This window comes from Rhizobium sp. BT03 (assembly GCF_030053155.1).
Lineage (GTDB): Bacteria > Pseudomonadota > Alphaproteobacteria > Rhizobiales > Rhizobiaceae > Rhizobium.
Map to the genome: position 1 here is coordinate 3,085,336 of NZ_CP125640.1, position 16,433 is coordinate 3,101,768.

General features: G+C 63.5%; 20 protein-coding genes. 11 read left to right on the forward strand and 9 right to left on the reverse strand.

All coding sequences use genetic code 11. The features are described from left to right. Positions 1 to 162: 162 nt before the first annotated feature. The 3 genes from QMO80_RS15130 to QMO80_RS15140 all read right to left on the reverse strand — a co-directional run bounded on the left by QMO80_RS15130 (position 163) and on the right by QMO80_RS15140 (position 2,314). The gene (locus tag QMO80_RS15130; protein WP_283197298.1) at positions 163 to 1,116 is read right to left on the reverse strand and encodes an acetyl-CoA carboxylase carboxyltransferase subunit alpha; all 954 of its coding nucleotides are present in this window, start codon (positions 1,114 to 1,116) and stop codon (positions 163 to 165) included. 62 nt (positions 1,117 to 1,178) lie between these two features. Beyond that, a complete protein-coding gene (gene xerD / locus QMO80_RS15135) occupies positions 1,179 to 2,132 on the reverse strand; it encodes a site-specific tyrosine recombinase XerD (protein ID WP_283197299.1) in 954 nt (317 codons plus the stop codon). 5 nt (positions 2,133 to 2,137) lie between these two features. Continuing rightward, complete coding sequence (locus tag QMO80_RS15140; RefSeq protein WP_167347748.1) at positions 2,138 to 2,314, reverse strand: hypothetical protein; 177 nt, start codon at positions 2,312 to 2,314, stop codon at positions 2,138 to 2,140. Between the two features lie 148 nt (positions 2,315 to 2,462). Here QMO80_RS15140 and QMO80_RS15145 point away from each other — a divergent pair, with 148 nt between their 5' ends. From QMO80_RS15145 to QMO80_RS15155, 3 genes are read left to right on the forward strand one after another with little or no spacing between them, the layout of a single operon-like run. Beyond that, positions 2,463 to 3,053: a shikimate kinase gene (locus QMO80_RS15145; RefSeq protein ID WP_283197300.1), complete on the forward strand. Its 591-nt coding sequence runs from the start codon at positions 2,463 to 2,465 to the stop codon at positions 3,051 to 3,053. After that, a complete protein-coding gene (aroB, locus tag QMO80_RS15150; protein WP_283197301.1) occupies positions 3,050 to 4,180 on the forward strand; it encodes a 3-dehydroquinate synthase in 1,131 nt (376 codons plus the stop codon). Before QMO80_RS15145 ends, aroB begins: the two co-directional genes overlap by 4 nt. Next, positions 4,180 to 5,490, forward strand: a complete 1,311-nt coding sequence (locus QMO80_RS15155) for an HlyC/CorC family transporter (RefSeq protein WP_283197302.1) — start codon at positions 4,180 to 4,182, stop codon at positions 5,488 to 5,490. The genes aroB and QMO80_RS15155 overlap by 1 nt, the downstream gene beginning before the upstream one ends. Positions 5,491 to 5,532: 42 nt before the next feature. Here the strand turns inward: QMO80_RS15155 and QMO80_RS15160 are convergent, their stop codons facing one another. Continuing rightward, positions 5,533 to 5,817, reverse strand: a complete 285-nt coding sequence (locus QMO80_RS15160; RefSeq protein ID WP_283197303.1) for a BolA family transcriptional regulator — start codon at positions 5,815 to 5,817, stop codon at positions 5,533 to 5,535. Between the two features lie 102 nt (positions 5,818 to 5,919). Here QMO80_RS15160 and QMO80_RS15165 point away from each other — a divergent pair, with 102 nt between their 5' ends. The 5 genes from QMO80_RS15165 (at position 5,920) to QMO80_RS15185 (ending at position 11,401) form a co-directional block, all read left to right on the forward strand. Next, positions 5,920 to 6,537, forward strand: a complete 618-nt coding sequence (locus QMO80_RS15165) for a J domain-containing protein (RefSeq protein WP_283197304.1) — start codon at positions 5,920 to 5,922, stop codon at positions 6,535 to 6,537. Between the two features lie 309 nt (positions 6,538 to 6,846). Beyond that, the gene (gene cobS, locus QMO80_RS15170; protein ID WP_283200195.1) at positions 6,847 to 7,839 is read left to right on the forward strand and encodes a cobaltochelatase subunit CobS; all 993 of its coding nucleotides are present in this window, start codon (positions 6,847 to 6,849) and stop codon (positions 7,837 to 7,839) included. Positions 7,840 to 7,851: 12 nt separating this feature from the next. Then, complete coding sequence (cobT, locus tag QMO80_RS15175; protein WP_283197305.1) at positions 7,852 to 9,753, forward strand: cobaltochelatase subunit CobT; 1,902 nt, start codon at positions 7,852 to 7,854, stop codon at positions 9,751 to 9,753. A gap of 16 nt (positions 9,754 to 9,769) precedes the next feature. Continuing rightward, complete coding sequence (locus QMO80_RS15180) at positions 9,770 to 10,780, forward strand: esterase-like activity of phytase family protein (protein WP_283197306.1); 1,011 nt, start codon at positions 9,770 to 9,772, stop codon at positions 10,778 to 10,780. 54 nt (positions 10,781 to 10,834) lie between these two features. Next, positions 10,835 to 11,401 (forward strand): adenylate kinase, encoded by a 567-nt coding sequence (locus QMO80_RS15185; RefSeq protein ID WP_283197307.1) that lies wholly within the window; start codon positions 10,835 to 10,837, stop codon positions 11,399 to 11,401. Between the two features lie 6 nt (positions 11,402 to 11,407). Here QMO80_RS15185 and QMO80_RS15190 read toward each other — a convergent pair whose 3' ends face one another. From QMO80_RS15190 to QMO80_RS15200, 3 genes are all read right to left on the reverse strand, one after another. Further along, complete coding sequence (locus QMO80_RS15190; RefSeq protein WP_283197308.1) at positions 11,408 to 12,043, reverse strand: VUT family protein; 636 nt, start codon at positions 12,041 to 12,043, stop codon at positions 11,408 to 11,410. A gap of 110 nt (positions 12,044 to 12,153) precedes the next feature. Continuing rightward, the gene (rpmB, locus tag QMO80_RS15195; protein ID WP_003589938.1) at positions 12,154 to 12,453 is read right to left on the reverse strand and encodes a 50S ribosomal protein L28; all 300 of its coding nucleotides are present in this window, start codon (positions 12,451 to 12,453) and stop codon (positions 12,154 to 12,156) included. A 7-nt stretch (positions 12,454 to 12,460) separates the two neighbouring features. Continuing rightward, positions 12,461 to 12,697 (reverse strand): hypothetical protein, encoded by a 237-nt coding sequence (locus tag QMO80_RS15200; protein ID WP_283197309.1) that lies wholly within the window; start codon positions 12,695 to 12,697, stop codon positions 12,461 to 12,463. Here QMO80_RS15200 and QMO80_RS15205 point away from each other — a divergent pair. Beyond that, positions 12,696 to 13,472, forward strand: coding sequence for a DUF3108 domain-containing protein (locus tag QMO80_RS15205; RefSeq protein WP_283197310.1), 777 nt, complete (start codon positions 12,696 to 12,698; stop codon positions 13,470 to 13,472). The genes QMO80_RS15200 and QMO80_RS15205 overlap by 2 nt on opposite strands. A 31-nt stretch (positions 13,473 to 13,503) precedes the next feature. Further along, on the forward strand, positions 13,504 to 14,391 hold the full coding sequence (locus tag QMO80_RS15210) for a DMT family transporter (RefSeq protein ID WP_283197311.1): 888 nt from the start codon (positions 13,504 to 13,506) through the stop codon (positions 14,389 to 14,391). 2 nt (positions 14,392 to 14,393) lie between these two features. On the opposite strand, the gene QMO80_RS15215 is transcribed toward QMO80_RS15210, so the two are convergent. Beyond that, the gene (locus QMO80_RS15215; protein WP_283197312.1) at positions 14,394 to 14,816 is read right to left on the reverse strand and encodes a cupin domain-containing protein; all 423 of its coding nucleotides are present in this window, start codon (positions 14,814 to 14,816) and stop codon (positions 14,394 to 14,396) included. After that, the gene (gene gloB / locus QMO80_RS15220) at positions 14,816 to 15,586 is read right to left on the reverse strand and encodes a hydroxyacylglutathione hydrolase (RefSeq protein ID WP_283200196.1); all 771 of its coding nucleotides are present in this window, start codon (positions 15,584 to 15,586) and stop codon (positions 14,816 to 14,818) included. Before gloB ends, QMO80_RS15215 begins: the two co-directional genes overlap by 1 nt. A 53-nt stretch (positions 15,587 to 15,639) precedes the next feature. Between gloB and QMO80_RS15225 the strand changes: the two genes are divergently transcribed. Continuing rightward, positions 15,640 to 16,416 (forward strand): class I SAM-dependent methyltransferase, encoded by a 777-nt coding sequence (locus QMO80_RS15225; RefSeq protein WP_003589943.1) that lies wholly within the window; start codon positions 15,640 to 15,642, stop codon positions 16,414 to 16,416. Positions 16,417 to 16,433 lie beyond the last annotated feature (17 nt).

Here is a 16,433-nt window from a genome sequence, read left to right on the forward strand (position 1 = left end):
TTATACTTTACAAATCCTTACCAGCCTATGACGTGCCCTGAACATCCCCGCAAGCGCGAATGTTACAGATAATATCAATGTGGCCAAGATTTGGCCCCAATCGGTGAAAGCCGAACTTGTCTCGGACGTGATGCGGAAAAGTATCAGCGCTTTTCCGCGGTTTTAGAGATTGCGGCCGATATTGAGGAATTTCTGGCGGCGCTCGTTGCGCAGCTGTTCGCCGGAACGGGAGGCCATTTCGCCGAGCGCATTGGCGATCATGTCGCCGGTCGCGGCAATGACGCTGTCGGGATCGCGATGCGCGCCGCCGAGCGGCTCGGAAATGATGCCGTCGATGACGCCGAGCGATTTCAGGTCTTCGGCGGTGATCTTCATGTTGGTCGCCGCTTCGCGGGCGCGGGTGGAATCGCGCCAGAGGATGGAGGCGGCGCCCTCAGGAGAGATGACGCTGTAGATCGAATGCTCGAGCATATAGACCTTGTTGCCGGTGGCGATCGCGATGGCGCCGCCCGAGCCGCCTTCGCCGATGACGACGGAAACGAGCGGAACCTTGACGCCGAGACACATTTCCGTCGAGCGGGCGATCGCCTCGGCCTGGCCGCGCTCTTCGGCGCCGACGCCGGGATAGGCGCCTGCCGTATCCACCAGCGAAATCACCGGCAGGCCGAAACGATCGGCCATTTCGAGGATGCGGATCGCCTTGCGGTAGCCTTCCGGGCGGGGGCTGCCGAAATTGTGCTTCAGGCGGGTCTTGGTGTCGTTGCCCTTTTCCTGGCCGATGACGGCGACGGGCTGGCCGCGGAAGCGGGCGAGGCCCGCCTGGATCGCGGCATCCTCGGAAAATTTGCGGTCGCCGGCGAGCGGCGTGAATTCCTGAAACAGCGTCTTGGCGTAATCGACGAAATGCGGGCGCTGCGGATGGCGGGCGACCTGGGTCTTCTGCCAGGGATTGAGCTTGGAATAGATTTCGACGATCGCCTCGCGGACGCGAACCTCCAGCCTGCCGATCTCATCGGTGGTGTCGATGCTCTCGTCTTCCGTTGCGAGCTTCTTCAGCTCGATGATCTTGCCTTCGAGGTCGGAGATCGGCTTTTCGAAGTCGAGATAATTGTGCATGAGGTGCGTTTCCGTTCCTTGTGCCCGGGGCGTTTTCCTGGCTCCGCCCTTTGTCGCCGGTCCTATTCGTGCTTTTTCGCCTGTTTGGCAAGGGGGTGATGCGTCTGGACGAGCTGCTGCAGCCTCTCTTCGAGCACATGCGTATAGATCTGTGTGGTCGAAATGTCCGAATGGCCGAGGAGTTCCTGCACGACGCGCAGGTCGGCGCCATTGGCCAGCAGGTGGCTGGCAAAGGCGTGGCGCATCACATGCGGCGAGATCATCGATGGCGTCAGGCCGGCGCGGATCGCCAGGTTCTTCAGGTCGCGGGCGAAAACCTGACGCGGCAGATAGCCCTCCTTCGAGGCGGCCGGAAACAGCCATGGGCTTTCCTGCGGGGCCTTGGCCGCGGCATTTTCCGCCGCCAGCAGGCGCCCATAGGCTTTCAGCGCGGCTATCGCCGATTGCGACAGCGGCACCAGCCGCTCCTTGTTGCCCTTGCCGCGGATCATCAGGAAACGGCCTTCCTGATCGAGCACGCGGGCGGGAAGAGAAACCAGTTCGCTGACCCGCATGCCGGTGGCGTAGAGCAGCTCCAGCAGCGCCAGCATGCGCAGGCGCTGCAACTGGCCCGGGCCCGCATCGCCCGCTTCGGCCTCGGCCTGTGCAAGCAGCTTGCCGACCTCCTCGACGCCCATCGTCTTCGGCAGCGGGCGGCCCTTCTTCGGCGCGTCGAGAATGCCGGTGGGATCGTCGGTCCTCAGGCCCTCGGCATAGAGGAACTTGTAGAACTGCCGCATGGCGGCAAGCCGGCGCGCCTGGGAAGAGGGTTTGAAACCCTTTCGGGCGAGCGAGGCGAGATAGGCGGAAAGATCGGCGGAGGCGGCTTCGGTCAGCCGCACGCTGCGCCCGGTCAGGAACGAATGAATATCCTCGAGGTCGCGCTCATAGGATTGCAGCGTGTTGGCGGCCGCACCGCGCTCGGCGCTCATCATCTCCAGGAAGGATTCCACATGGGCGCGGCTCAGATCCACCATGCCGGTCACTTCCTGGTCGTGCCGATCGCGCCCGTCGCCGGCGGATTGACCCGCTCAGACGGAATGCGGATCGTCACGTCGCGCGGCTCGGGCTCGACGAAGGTCACAAGCGCCCACATCGCTCCGTAGACCGTCCCGGCGAGGATCGCGCAGACGAACAGAAAACGGAACAGCGTCGGCATCCGGCAACTCCTTCATGCTCTGCTTCTGTTATAAGAAGCGTATCTGCAAGTGCAAGAAGCGCTATTCAAGCCATGATTCCCTTGTCCGCGACTTGACGCTCCACCTGCATTTGTCGATACGGTTTGCAAACAAAGTGTGAATGGACCGATGAGTGAACCACTGCTGACCGTTGCTGACAGCCTGAAAGACAGAGCTCGCGCCGCGCTCGGTTCACGCAATCTGATCCTGGTCGGGCTGATGGGCGCGGGAAAATCCGCCGTCGGCCGCATCGTCGCCAGCCAGCTCGGCATTCCCTTCATCGACAGCGACCATGAAATCGAGCGGGTGTCGCGCATGACGATCCCCGAACTTTTCGCCGCCTATGGCGAGGAAGAGTTCCGGGCGCTGGAAACGCGGGTGATGAAGCGGCTCGTCAGGAGCGGGCCACGGGTCGTGTCCACAGGCGGCGGCGCCTTCATCAACGAGCGGACGCGCAGGCACATCAAGAAGGGCGGCGTTTCCGTCTGGCTGAAGGCGGACCTCGACGTGCTCTGGGAGCGCGTCAACAAGCGCGACAACCGGCCCTTGCTCAAGACCGAAAACCCCAGGCAGACGCTCGAAGGCCTGATGAATGCGCGCTACCCGATCTATGCGCAGGCCGACCTCACCGTGCTCTCGCGTGACGTGCGCAAGGAAATCATGGCCGACGAGGTGCTGCAGGCGCTGATCGAAGCCCAGAAGGAAAATGCAGCCTCATGAATGCGATACCCTCCGCCGCCGCCGTCCAGACGGTGCATGTGCCGCTCGACGAGCGCGCCTACGACATCCTGATCGGGCCGGGGCTGATCGCGCGGGCCGGCGCCGAAATCGCCTCCCGCCTCAAGGGCCGCAAGGCGGCTGTCGTCACCGACGAAAATGTCGCGCCGCTCTATCTCAAGGCGCTTGTCGCAAGCCTTGATGAAGCGGGCATCGCCTCGGCCGCGGTCGTCCTGCCGGCCGGCGAGAAGACCAAGAGCTTCGAACATCTGATGACCGCCTGCGACAAGGTGCTCGAGGCCCGCGTCGAGCGTAACGATTGCGTCGTCGCGCTCGGCGGCGGCGTCATCGGCGACCTCTCGGGATTTGCGGCAGGGATCGTGCGGCGCGGCGTGCGCTTCGTGCAGCTGCCGACCTCGCTGCTGGCGCAGGTCGATTCCTCCGTCGGCGGCAAGACCGGCATTAATTCCCGCCACGGCAAGAACCTGATTGGCGTCTTCCATCAGCCGGATCTGGTTCTGGCTGATACCGACGTGCTGAATACGCTGAGCGAGCGCGAATTCCGCGCCGGCTACGCCGAGGTCGCCAAATACGGGCTGATCGACAAGCCGGATTTCTTCGCCTGGCTTGAGGCCAACTGGCAGGCGGTTTTTGCAGGCGGCTCCGCCCGCATTGAGGCGATTGCCGCCAGCTGCCAGGCGAAGGCCGATGTCGTCGTTGCCGACGAGCGCGAGAACGGCCAGCGGGCGCTGCTCAATCTCGGCCATACGTTCGGCCATGCGCTGGAGGCGGCGACCACCTATGACAGCGCCCGCCTCGTGCATGGCGAAGGCGTCTCGATCGGCATGGTGCTGGCGCATGAATTTTCCGCACGGATGAACCTTGCAAGCCCCGACGATGCGCGGCGCGTCGAGCGGCATCTGCAGGAGGTTGGCCTGCCGACCCGCATGTCCGATATTCCGGGCGAGCTGCCGCCGGCCGAGATGCTGATGGATGCAATCGCCCAGGACAAGAAGGTCAAGAGCGGCAAGCTCACCTTCATTCTGACGCGCGGCATCGGCCAATCCTTCGTCGCCGACGATGTTCCGGCCTCCGAAGTGATCAGCTTTCTCAGGGAAAAACACCCCTGATGACCGTCGAAGGCGCTCTGGCATTTCTTGCGACATATTGGCCGGAGATCCTTTCGATCACGGCGCTGGTGCTGATGTCCGCCTTCTTTTCCGGCTCGGAAACGGCGCTGACCGCGGTTTCGCGCAGCCGCATCCATACGCTTGAGGTCAACGGCGACGAACGCGCCGGCATCGTCCGGCAGCTGATCGAGCGGCGCGACCGGCTGATCGGCGCGCTGCTGATCGGCAACAACCTCGCCAACATCCTGTCGTCGTCGATCGCCACCAGCCTGTTCCTCGGGCTGTTCGGCAGTTCCGGCGTGGCGCTGGCGACGCTCGCCATGACCGTCATCCTGGTCATCTTCGCCGAAGTGCTGCCGAAGAGCTGGGCGATTTCTACACCCGACCGTTTCGCGCTTGCCGTTGCCGTTCCCGCCAGGCTCTTCGTTCTCGTCGTCGGCCCGATTTCCTCCTTCGTCAATGCGATCGTCCGGCGGATCCTGGCCCTATTCGGCATCAACCTTTCGCGCGAGGTATCGATGCTGACGGCGCATGAGGAGCTGCGCGGCGCCGTCGACCTGCTGCACCGCGAGGGATCGGTGGTGAAAGCTGACCGCGACCGGCTGGGCGGCGTACTCGATCTCGGCGAGCTCGAACTCTCCGACATCATGGTCCACCGCACGGCGATGCGGGCGATCAACGCCGACGATCCGCCTGAGGCGGTGGTGCGCGCCATTCTCGAAAGTCCCTATACGCGCATGCCCTTGTGGCGCGGCACGATCGACAACATCATCGGCGTCGTCCATGCCAAGGATCTGCTGCGCGCGCTGGCCGAGCCGAACATGGAACCGCAGAACCTCGACATCGTCAAGATCGCGCAGAAGCCGTGGTTCGTGCCCGACAGCACCAATCTCGAAGACCAGCTCAACGCCTTCCTGCGCCGCAAGCAGCATTTCGCCGTCGTCGTCGACGAATACGGCGAGGTGCAGGGCATCGTCACGCTGGAGGATATTCTCGAGGAAATCGTCGGCGATATTTCCGACGAGCACGATATCGAGATACAGGGCGTGCGCCAGGAGGCCGACGGTTCCGTCGTCGTCGACGGCGGCGTGCCGATCCGCGACTTGAACCGCGCCCTCGACTGGCACCTGCCCGACGAGGAGGCGACGACGATTGCCGGCCTGGTTATCCATGAATCGATGATCATCCCGGAAGAGCGCCAGGCCTTCACCTTTTACGGCAAGCGTTTCATCGTCATGAAACGGGAAAAGAACCGCATCACCAAGCTGCGCATCCGCCCCGCCGGAGAAGACGGCGCAAAACCGGCGTGATCCGGCTTGGATCGCGGGTGATTGTTCTCCATATAGGCGCTGCTACCAGCGTGTCGGCTCGCCAGGTGCTGCCGGCTCGACGGCCAGTGCATGCAGGCCGGCATCGAGTTCCGGTTTCAACAGGTCGGTGATCGCCCGGTGGCGCGCCAGCCGCGACAGGCCGGCGAACTTGGCCGAGACGATTCTCACCCGCATATGGGTTTCGCCGGTTCCGGTGATGTCGGGCTGATGGCCGGCATGCAGATGGCTTTCGTCGACGACGCTCAGGCGCTCCGGCGCGAAGGCTTCGACTAGTTTTTCTTCGATGCGGGTTCGCAGGGTCATCATTCGGTCTTGCTGCTTCGCGAAAAGGGTTCCCACCAAGCCAGCAACAAACCCGTTTGTCAATTCTTGTTGTCGCCTCGCGACAGCCTCATAATTAGCGCCGCTATGAGACTTGATTCCAAATATTTCGATCGCATCCGAACACGCCGCAAACGCGAGCAGGAGACAGAACAGGCACCGCCTACCTGTCAATGGGACGGTTGCGACAAGAAGGGCTCGCATCGCGCTCCTGTCGGGCGCAATGCGGAAGGCCAGTTCTTTTTGTTCTGCTTCGAGCACGTCAAGGACTACAACAAGGGCTATAATTATTTCTCCGGTCTGTCGGACGGCGAGATCGCCCGCTACCAGAAAGAGGCGATCACCGGCCACCGGCCGACATGGACCGTCGGCGTCAACAAGTCGGCGAAGGACAGCCCGCTGCATTCGGAGGTGCGCTCCGGCGCCTATACCCGCGTTCGCGATCCCTTCGGCTTCGTCAAGGAAGGCGGCAAGGGCAGCGGGCCGCGTTTTCCCCAGGCGCGCAAGCTGAAGTCGCTGGAAAGCAAGGCCTTCGATACGATGGGTCTCGACGCCAATGCGACGTCGGCCGAGATCAAGAGCCGCTACAAGGAACTGGTCAAGAAGCACCATCCGGATGCCAATGGCGGCGACCGCGGCTCGGAAGAGCGTTTTCGCGCCGTCATCCAGGCCTATCAATTGTTGAAGCAGAACGGTTTTTGTTAATTCCCGTCCTTGCTCTTGGGCTTCAATCGGGTATGGTCCAAATCGGCTGAGGCCGCAGGCAAACGCGGCTCATATTTGTGCGTTTTCCCGACATCGCCTCCGCCGACCTTCCGGACGCGGCGTTTCTTGTCCGGGACTCTTTCAAGAATGCTCGCACGCGGACATCATCCCGCCGAGGTTTCGTTTCAGTCCCGGAGAAGCATCGCCGACGTTCCGACCTGGACGGGCGCGGAATTAGATCGCGGCGTCACGGTTGCGACATGGCCTGAGACAGTATGGCCGGGTGGCATCACCCGCCTTGGAGACATGATGAGCAAGATCGACCTTGATATAGCAGAACTGCCCGATACCACCGTTTCGGTCCGCGAGACCTTCGGTATCGATTCCGACATCCGCGTTCCCGCCTACAGCAAGGGCGACGCCTATGTGCCGGACCTCGACCCCGATTACCTGTTCGACCGCGACACGACGCTCGCCATTCTGGCCGGCTTCGCCCATAACCGCCGCGTGATGATCTCCGGCTATCACGGAACGGGCAAGTCCTCGCATATCGAGCAGGTGGCGGCGCGCCTCAACTGGCCCTGCGTGCGCATCAACCTCGACAGCCATGTCAGCCGTATCGATCTGGTCGGCAAGGACGCGATCGTCATCAAGGACGGGCTGCAGATCACCGAATTCAAGGACGGCATCCTGCCCTGGGCCTATCAGCACAATGTCGCGCTCGTCTTCGACGAATATGACGCCGGCCGTCCCGATGTGATGTTCGTCATCCAGCGCGTGCTGGAATCCTCCGGCCGCCTGACGCTGCTCGACCAGAGCCGCGTCATCCGGCCGCACCCGGCCTTCCGCCTGTTTGCGACCGCCAATACGATCGGCCTCGGCGACACCACCGGCCTTTATCATGGCACGCAGCAGATCAACCAGGCACAGATGGACCGCTGGTCGATCGTCACGACGCTGAATTATCTGCCGCATGATCACGAAGTGGGCATCGTCGCCGCCAAGGTTAAGAGCTTCGGCAAGGACAGGGAAGGCCGCGAGACCGTGTCGAAGATGGTCCGTGTCGCCGACCTGACCCGCGCCGCCTTCATGAACGGCGATCTCTCCACCGTCATGAGCCCGCGTACCGTCATCACCTGGGCCGAGAATGCCGAGATCTTCGGCGATCTCGCCTTCGCCTTCCGCGTCACCTTCCTCAACAAGTGCGACGAGCTGGAGCGTCCTCTGGTCGCCGAGCACTATCAGCGCGCCTTTGGCGTCGAGCTGAAGGAGAGTGCCGCCAATATCGTTCTCGGAGCCTGAGACCGACCGATCATGGCAGCTCGCGGTGACAATTCGAAAGCAAAGCCCGGCGCGCCCGTCGACGTCGAGCCATTGCGCCGGGCAATATCCGGCTGCGTGCGCTCGGTCGCCGGCGACGGCGATGTCGAGGTAACCTTCGCCAATGAACGGCCGGGGATGACCGGCGAGCGCATCCGGCTGCCGGAGCTTTCCAAGCGGCCGACGGCGCATGAGCTGGCGGTCACCCGCGGGCTCGGCGATTCCATGGCGCTGCGCCTTGCCTGCCATGACGAGAAGATGCATGCGACGATGGCGCCGCAGGGCTCTGACGCCCGCGCGATCTTCGATGTCGTCGAGCAGGCGCGCGTCGAATCGATCGGCGCGCTGCGCATGGAGGGCATGGCGTCGAACCTGCGCTCCATGACCGAGGAGAAATATTCCAAGGCGAATTTCACCGGCATCGAGCGTCAGGAAGACGCACCGGTCGGCGAAGCCGTCGCGATGATGGTGCGCGAGAAGCTGACCGGCCAGCGCCCGCCTGAAACTGCCGGCAAGGTGCTCGACCTCTGGCGCGGCTTCATCGAGGACAAGGCGGGGGCCGAGCTCGACAATCTGTCGGGCGCGATCAACGACCAGCAGGCCTTCGCCAAGGTCGTCCGCAACATGCTGTCGGCCATGGAAATGGCCGAGGAATACGGCGACGACGACAGCGACGCCGACAATGACGACCAGTCGGATCAGGAAGACCAGCCGAGCGGCGACGAGCAGGATCAGGACGAGGTCGACGAGGATGCCGGCACCGATGCCGCCCCGGTCGAGGACAGCGAAGTCGCCGACGAGCAGATGGAGGACGGCGAGACCGAAGGCGCCGAAATCTCCGACGACGACATGATGGAAGAGGGCGAGGACGATTCGGAGACGCCGGGCGAGACCCGCCGTCCGAACACGCCTTTCGCTGATTTCAACGAGAAGGTCGATTATCACGTCTTTACCGAAGAGTTCGACGAGATCATCACCGCCGAGGAACTCTGCGATGCGGCCGAGCTGGAGCGCCTGCGCGCCTTCCTCGACAAGCAGCTGGCGCATCTGCAGGGCGCCGTCGGCCGCCTCGCCAACCGGCTGCAGCGCCGCCTGATGGCGCAGCAGAACCGCTCCTGGGATTTCGACCTGGAGGAAGGTTATCTCGATCCGGCCCGGCTGCAGCGTATCATCATCGATCCGATGCAGGCGCTTTCCTTCAAGATGGAGCGCGATACGCAGTTCCGCGACACGGTCGTCACCCTGCTGATCGACAATTCCGGCTCGATGCGCGGCCGGCCGATCACGGTTGCCGCCACCTGCGCCGATATTCTCGCCCGCACGCTGGAGCGCTGCGGCGTCAAGGTCGAGATCCTCGGCTTCACCACCAAGGCCTGGAAGGGCGGGCAGGCACGGGAAAGCTGGCTTGCCGGCGGCAAGCCGCAGACGCCGGGCCGCCTCAACGACTTGCGCCACATCATCTACAAATCGGCCGATGCGCCGTGGCGGCGGGCACGCGCCAATCTAGGGCTGATGATGCGCGAGGGGCTGCTCAAGGAAAATATCGACGGCGAGGCGCTGATCTGGGCGCATAACCGCCTGCTCGCCCGTCGCGAGCAGCGTCGCATCCTGATGATGATCTCGGACGGGGCGCCGGTCGACGATTCGACGCTGTCGGTCAATCCGGGCAATTATCTCGAGCGGCACCTGCGCGCCGTCATCGAACGGATCGAGACCCGCTCGCCTGTCGAATTGCTGGCGATCGGCATCGGTCACGACGTGACGCGCTACTATCGCCGCGCCGTCACGATCGTCGATGCCGACGAGCTTGCCGGCGCGATGACCGAGCAGCTCGCCTCGCTGTTCGAAGATCAATCCGTCCAGCCGCGCGGCGGCCGGCTCCGCCGTGCCGGCTGACGCCGCTGAAGGAAAAATGACTGGCAAGCGCGTTCGCCGCGCGGCGTTGATCGCTTTCTGCGTTGCCGCCGGCGCTTGCCCTGCATGGGCGGGCGACGTGCCGGTCATTAGCCGGCAAATCTCCGATTTCAGGATCGGCTCTTCGCAGACGACATTCGGGTCGCTGGAATTTCTCGGCGGCCTGGAGATGGTCTCCAGCAGGGCGCTGTTCGGCTCGCTCTCCGCCATCCGCTTCCGGCCGGACCAGAAACATTTCGTCATGGTGCTCGATACCGGCCAGTGGCTGACCGGCAGTGTCGAACGCGACATCAAGGGCAGGCTTTCCGGCCTTGCCGATGTCGAGATCACCCCGATGAAAAACAGCGCCGGGCGCAGCTTCGAGGGCAAGGGGCATATGGATGCCGAGGGTCTGGCGCTCGACGGCGACCGGATCCTGGTCTCCTTCGAGCAGGATCACCGCGTCGATGTCTATCCCGATCCAGGTTTTGCCCAATCCGGCGCGATCGGCACTTTGCCGATCCTCATCCCGCGCAAGATGCTGAGCGACAATCGCGGCATCGAGACCATCACCGTGGCGCCCGCATCGGGCCCGCTCAAGGGCGGCGTGGTCATCGTCTCCGAGCGCGGTCTCGACAATGACGGCAACCGGTTGGCGGCGATTCTGAGCGGGCCGCTGAAAGGGCAGTTCGCGGTTGCCCGCGACGGCAGCTTCGACGTCACCGACGGCGCCTTCCTGCCGAACGGCGACCTGCTGCTCCTGGAGCGCCGCTTCAATATGGCCGAAGGCATCGGCATGCGCCTTCGGCGCGTCAAAGGCGCCGATATCAAGCCCGGGGCCGTCGTCGACGGCGACTTGCTGCTCGAAGGCAACTTCAATTCTCAGATCGACAATATGGAAGGGCTGGACGCCTTCCAGGCCGCCGACGGCACGACCCATATCATTCTCGTGTCGGACGACAATCATTCGCTCCTGCAGCGCAATCTGATGCTGGAATTCCGGCTCGCTGAGCGACCGGCGTCAAATTGACGTCATATGCCTCGGTTATCCCGCTGCATCGGTTTGCAGCTTTCGGAGACGATCATGGTGCATATTCACGTCATGGGCGCGTCCGGTTCCGGCACGACATCGCTCGGCCTTGTGCTCGCCGAGAGGCTCGATATCGCCCATCTCGACACCGACGATTTCTTCTGGCTGCCGACCGATCCGCCGTTCACGACGCCGAGGGATGCCGGTGAGCGCATCCGGCTGCTGCTCGAGGAGACGGGCCGGCCCGGCGGCTGGGTTCTATCAGGATCGGCGCTGAAATGGGGCATGCCGCTCGAGCCGCTCTACGATCTGATCGTCTTCCTCAGGATCGAGCCCGAGCTTCGGATGGCGCGCATCCGCGCCCGGGAGACCGCCCGATACGGAGACAGGATCGGGCCGGGCGGCGACATGGAAGTGAAAAGCGGGCAATTCCTGGAATGGGCGGCGAGCTACGATACGGCCGGTCCCGAGCGCCGCAGCCTGGCGGCGCATGAGCAATGGCTGGAAACCCAGACGGCACCGGTGCTGCGGCTTGATTCATCGCTTGAGATCGACGAACTGGCGGCGCAGGTTGTTCTGCATCCTGCCATCGCCGCCGGCGCGGTCCGGCGGCGTCGGTGAATTCGCTCAGCTGGCGCGGGCCGCCTGCATCGGCCGCAGCACGTTCATCAGTGCGCCATAGGGCAGCAGCATGACGAGGCCGACGATCATCTTGACGGCGAAATCGCCGATCGCCCAGGAGATCCAGCGCGGCGCCTCGGCGGCGAAGACACCGAGGACGGGGGCTGCTTCGAGCGCGAAGGGTTCGTTCGGGCCGAGGAAGACGAAAAACGCGGCGAAGGACAGCGAGAAGAACATCACCGTGTCGAGCGCCGAGCCGATCAGCGAGCCGACGAGCGGCGCGCGCCACCAGGCCTGGCGGCGAAGGCGGTTGAAGACGGCGATATCGAGCAGCTGGCCGGCGAGATAGGCCGAGCCGGAGGCGATGGCGATGCGCGGCACCGAGGTGAAGAAGGACAGCGTCACGCCGACGACGAAGCCGGCAAGGACGACCTTGCGGGCTGCCTGCGGGCCGAACTGGCGGTTGGTCAGGTCGGTGATCAGGAAGGCGACCGGATAGGAGAAGGCGCCCCAAGTCAGGATGTCGGCAAGGTTGATGCCGGCGACTTCGGCGTTCAGCGGAAACTGCACGAGGAAGTTGGAGGCGACGACGACGAGCGTCATCAGCGCGACATAGGCAATGGTATAGCGGGTCTTCAGCATTTTTTTATCCTGGGTGATGCCACCAGTTGGAGTGGTCAGGCAAAACAAAAGGCTTGACCGGAGGTCATCCGTGCAAGCCTTTCGAAGCCGTATGAAAGAAGAGCAGAAGCTTAGGCAGCAACAGCCGCTTCGGCAGTCTTCTTGACGATCTGGCGGCGCAGCAGGCGTGCGCGCATCGACAGTTCGGTTTCGCTGGCCTTGAGCAGGAAGGCATCGAGGCCGCCGCGATGCTCGACCGAGCGAAGGGCAGCAGCCGAAACGCGAAGACGATAACGCTGGTTGAGAGCGTCGGAAATCAGCGTCACCTGGCACAGGTTCGGCAGGAACCGGCGCTTGGTCTTGTTGTTGGCATGGCTGACATTGTTACCAGTCAGGACGGCCTTGCCGGTCAATTCGCACACGCGGGACATGGAACACCTATTCTTGTTTTTCTCGGGCCATCGAATTGCCATTCCCGGCAAAACCGGGCGCGCAATCCAACGGGCATGATTGGAAAGTTGCGGTTCTATAGTCAGGCAGGCCGCCCGCGTCAAGCCAAACCTTGGGCTTTCCCGCAATTCTGTCAAAAAGCTGCTGTTTTCTTCCCTTCACGGCAGGAGTATAGAGCGCTCCGGCAAAGGCTGCCGGCGCGCCGCAGGACAAGGCTTCACTCATGGCTCATTCGGGCAGACGGATTTTCATTTCGGCCATCGCAGCGCTGCTTGCCATACCGGCATCGGCGGCCGAAATCCAGCATCGGACGGAATATAGGGTGACGCTTGCCGGCCTGCCGATCGCACGCGCCGCCTTCCTGACCAAGATCGAGGACGATCACAGCTATAAGATCGCCGGCAGCATCAATTCGGCCGGTCTTGCCGATCTGGTCACGACGATTTCGGCCAAAACCAGCGTCACCGGCGTCGTGCGCAACGACAGGCTGCAGGCGCAGAATTATTCGCTCTACTACAAGAGCGGCAAGAAGGCCCGCGTCTACGAGGTCAGCTACCGCAACGGCGACATCGTCTCGGCGACGACGACACCGCCGCCGAAACGCCCGAAGAACTGGATCGACGTGACGCCGCGCGACATGCGCTCGGTGCTCGATCCGATCTCCGGCCTGGTCTTCACCGGCGACACCAAGGTCTGCTCGCAGACGCTGCCGATCTTCGACGGCGAGACGCGCATGGATCTGGTGCTGTCGCCGAAGGGCGACGAGGATTTTTCGACCAACGGCTTCAAGGGCAAGGCCACCGTCTGCGGCGTGCGCTTCGTGCCGCGCTCGGGCTATAAGAAGGGCCGCAAGGATATCGACTATCTGAGCAAGAGCGACCGGATGGAAATCTGGTTTGCCAAGTCGGACGCGGCAAATGTATACGCTCCCGTCTATGTGCGCATTCCCACAGAATATGGAATGGTGACGATCACTGCCGTCAAATACGGCAGCAGCTGACGGAGTTCATGCCTCCGTCAAAGGGGGACGGGTGAGGCTTCGCGCGACGTTGATCGGTTTTACCGCCATTTTGATGTGGTCGTTCCTGGCGCTGTTCACGGCCGCCTCCGGCCAGATGCCGCCGTTCCAGCTTTCGGCCGTCTGCTTTGCGATCGGCAGCCTTCCCGGCCTCGCGGTGCTTGCCCTCAACCCCGCACGGCTGGCGCTGCTGAAGCAGCCGGCCAAGGTCTGGATCACCGGCATCTCAGGCCTGTTCGGCTATCATTTCCTCTATTTCACCGCGCTCCGGAACGCCCCGGCGGTGGAGGCTGGGCTGATCGCCTATCTCTGGCCGCTCTTGATCGTCGTCGGCTCGGCGCTGCTGCCGGGCGAGCGGCTGCGCTGGTATCATGTTACCGGCGCCCTTGCCGGGCTTTGCGGCACCTTCCTGATCGTCGGCCGCAACGGCATCGATTTCAACGGCGCCTATTCCGTCGGCTACGGCGCCGCTTTCCTCTGCGCCTTCACCTGGTCCGGTTACTCGCTGCTGACCCGGCGTTTCGACGCCGTCTCCACCGATGTCGTCACCGGCTTCTGCCTGGCAACCTCGATCCTGTCGCTCTTCTGCCATCTCGGCCTGGAGACGACCGTCTGGCCGGCCACGGCTTTCGAATGGCTCGCCGTCGCCGGGCTCGGCCTCCTGCCGGTCGGCGCCGCCTTCTATGCCTGGGATTACGGCGTCAAGAACGGCGATATCCAGATCCTCGGTGCGGCGAGTTATGCCGCACCGCTGCTGTCGACGCTGATCCTGACGCTGTTCGGCTTTGCCGAGCCGAGCTGGCGCATCGCGCTCGCCTGCCTGCTCGTCACCGGCGGGGCGGTGCTGGCCGCCCGGGACATGTTCCGCCGCAAGATCCAGCCAGCCGTTGCGGCAGAATGATCTCAGCCGCCGGGCTTCCAGCCTGGCGGCGCCATCTCGAAGCTCGAAAATTCGAAACCGGGCGAAACCGTGCATCCCACAAGGGTGAAATCGCCGAGGCTTTCGGCCGATTGCCACCAATTGGCGGGAACGATCGCCTGCGGCCGCTCGCCGGCCGCAAGATCGGTTCCGAGCGTCAGGCTCTCGCTTGCCGTGCCGTCTTCAGAGCGGTGCAGCGAAAGCGGCGCGCCGGCGTAATAATGCCAGACCTCCACCGCGTCATGGACGCGATGCCAGTGCGAGCGCTGCCCCCTGGTCAGGAGGTAATAGATCGCCGTCGAATGGCCGCGTTCTCCGCCTGCCGTGTCGCGGAAGGTCTGCACATACCAGCCGCCTTCCGGATGCGGCTGCATGGCGAGTGCGCGGATGATGTCCTCGGCAGACATCAGAAATTGTCCTTGCGCTTGCGGATCTCGGCAAAGACTTCCTCATTGGTCTTGCCTTCCATCAGCAGATTGCGGCGGATCGCCGGATCGGCGGCGCGCAGGAACGGGTTGGTTTCCTTTTCCAGCCCCAGCGTCGTCGGGATGGTGAATTTGCCGTCGGCGCGCAAGGCCTCGATCTCGGCGGCACGGCCCTTCAGCCGCTCGTTGCCGGGATCGACCGTCAGTGCGAAACGGGCGTTGGAGAGCGTATATTCATGACCGAAATAGACGGCGGTCTCATCCGGCAGCACGGCAAGCTTCTGCAGCGAATGCCACATATCGGCGGCGGGGCGTTCGAACAGCCGGCCGCAGCCGAGCGCAAACAGCGTGTCGGCGGCAAAGAGCAGCTTGTCGTCGACGAAGTGATAGCAGATGTGGCCGGCGGTGTGGCCAGGTGTCTCGATGACGTTGATCGTGTGATCCCCGAAAAGGAAGCTGTCGCCATCGGCCATCGTCCGATCGAGGCCGGGAATGGCAATGGCCTCGTTGATCGGGCCGATGATCTCGCAGCCGAACTGCTCCTTCAGCGCCAGATTGGCGGCGACATGGTCGGTGTGGTGGTGGGTGGTGAAGATATGGGTGATCTTCCAGCCGCGGCGTGTCGCCGCTTCCAGGATCGGCGCCTCCTCCGGCGCGTCGATCGCTGCGGTAAATCCTGTTTCCGGGTCGTGGACGAGAACGCCGAAATTGTCGGTGCGGCAGAGAAAAACGTCCAATTCCAAAGATTTCATCGTGCAATAGTCCCTTGTCATGCGAGTCTCGCGGAAATGTAGAGGGTCCGGCCTTGAAGTCCAACCGCCCGCTGATAACATTTGTCGCAATGCACGCCGATATCGTCGACCTACGCCAGTTCTATCATTCCGAGCTCGGGCGTCTTGCCGAGCAGTCGATCGCCATGGCGCTTTCGTCGCTCTGGGTGCGGCTGCCGCAGGAGCGGCTGGTCGGCCTCGGTTATGCCGTGCCTTTCCTCGACCGCTTCCAGGCCGACACCGAGCGGACCTTCGCCTTCATGCCGGCCGGGCAGGGGGCGGTGAACTGGCCGATGGGCTCGCTCTCGTCGACGACACTGGTCTTCGACGAGGAATTGCCGCTGCCGGATTCCTCGATCGACCGGGTGCTGATGGTGCATTCGCTGGAATTCGCCGAAAGCCCGCGCGAGACGCTGAAGGAGCTCTGGCGGGTGCTGGCGCCAGGCGGACGGCTTGTCATCGTCGTGCCGAACCGGCGCGGCGTCTGGGCGCGGATGGAGCATACGCCCTTCGGCTCGGGCCGGCCCTATTCCCGCGGGCAGCTGACGGCTCTGCTGCGCGAGACGAATTTCACGCCCGGCGCGACCGCCGAAGCGCTGTTCTTCCCGCCCTCGAAGCTCAGAACCATCCTGCGGCTCCGCCGCGCCTTCGAGCGGATCGGCCGGACGCTGTGGCCGGCTTTTTCAGGCGTCATCATCGTCGAGGCGCAGAAGCGGCTCTACCAGGGGCTGCCGGTCGCCGCACGCGCCTCCCGCCGCGTCTTCGTGCCGGTTCTGGCACCCCATGGCGTGCCGACAACGCGCAACCGCTGACGCCGTCCCGGCTCTCG

Excerpts from the sequence above, each read along its gene's own strand:
- cobT (WP_283197305.1), top strand. The coding sequence starts at position 7,852 with ATGGCAGCTCGCGGTGACAATTCGAAAGCAAAGCCCGGCGCGCCCGTC.
- QMO80_RS15205 (WP_283197310.1), top strand. The coding sequence starts at position 12,696 with ATGGCTCATTCGGGCAGACGGATTTTCATTTCGGCCATCGCAGCGCTG.
- QMO80_RS15180 (WP_283197306.1), top strand. The coding sequence starts at position 9,770 with ATGACTGGCAAGCGCGTTCGCCGCGCGGCGTTGATCGCTTTCTGCGTT.
- cobS (WP_283200195.1), top strand. The coding sequence starts at position 6,847 with ATGAGCAAGATCGACCTTGATATAGCAGAACTGCCCGATACCACCGTT.
- rpmB (WP_003589938.1), bottom strand. The coding sequence starts at position 12,453 with ATGTCCCGCGTGTGCGAATTGACCGGCAAGGCCGTCCTGACTGGTAAC.
- QMO80_RS15140 (WP_167347748.1), bottom strand. The coding sequence starts at position 2,314 with ATGCCGACGCTGTTCCGTTTTCTGTTCGTCTGCGCGATCCTCGCCGGG.
- QMO80_RS15155 (WP_283197302.1), top strand. The coding sequence starts at position 4,180 with ATGACCGTCGAAGGCGCTCTGGCATTTCTTGCGACATATTGGCCGGAG.
- QMO80_RS15130 (WP_283197298.1), bottom strand. The coding sequence starts at position 1,116 with ATGCACAATTATCTCGACTTCGAAAAGCCGATCTCCGACCTCGAAGGC.
- QMO80_RS15145 (WP_283197300.1), top strand. The coding sequence starts at position 2,463 with ATGAGTGAACCACTGCTGACCGTTGCTGACAGCCTGAAAGACAGAGCT.
- QMO80_RS15215 (WP_283197312.1), bottom strand. The coding sequence starts at position 14,816 with ATGTCTGCCGAGGACATCATCCGCGCACTCGCCATGCAGCCGCATCCG.
- xerD (WP_283197299.1), bottom strand. The coding sequence starts at position 2,132 with ATGGTGGATCTGAGCCGCGCCCATGTGGAATCCTTCCTGGAGATGATG.
- gloB (WP_283200196.1), bottom strand. The coding sequence starts at position 15,586 with ATGAAATCTTTGGAATTGGACGTTTTTCTCTGCCGCACCGACAATTTC.
- QMO80_RS15185 (WP_283197307.1), top strand. The coding sequence starts at position 10,835 with ATGGTGCATATTCACGTCATGGGCGCGTCCGGTTCCGGCACGACATCG.
- QMO80_RS15200 (WP_283197309.1), bottom strand. The coding sequence starts at position 12,697 with ATGAGTGAAGCCTTGTCCTGCGGCGCGCCGGCAGCCTTTGCCGGAGCG.
- aroB (WP_283197301.1), top strand. The coding sequence starts at position 3,050 with ATGAATGCGATACCCTCCGCCGCCGCCGTCCAGACGGTGCATGTGCCG.
- QMO80_RS15160 (WP_283197303.1), bottom strand. The coding sequence starts at position 5,817 with ATGATGACCCTGCGAACCCGCATCGAAGAAAAACTAGTCGAAGCCTTC.
- QMO80_RS15190 (WP_283197308.1), bottom strand. The coding sequence starts at position 12,043 with ATGCTGAAGACCCGCTATACCATTGCCTATGTCGCGCTGATGACGCTC.
- QMO80_RS15165 (WP_283197304.1), top strand. The coding sequence starts at position 5,920 with ATGAGACTTGATTCCAAATATTTCGATCGCATCCGAACACGCCGCAAA.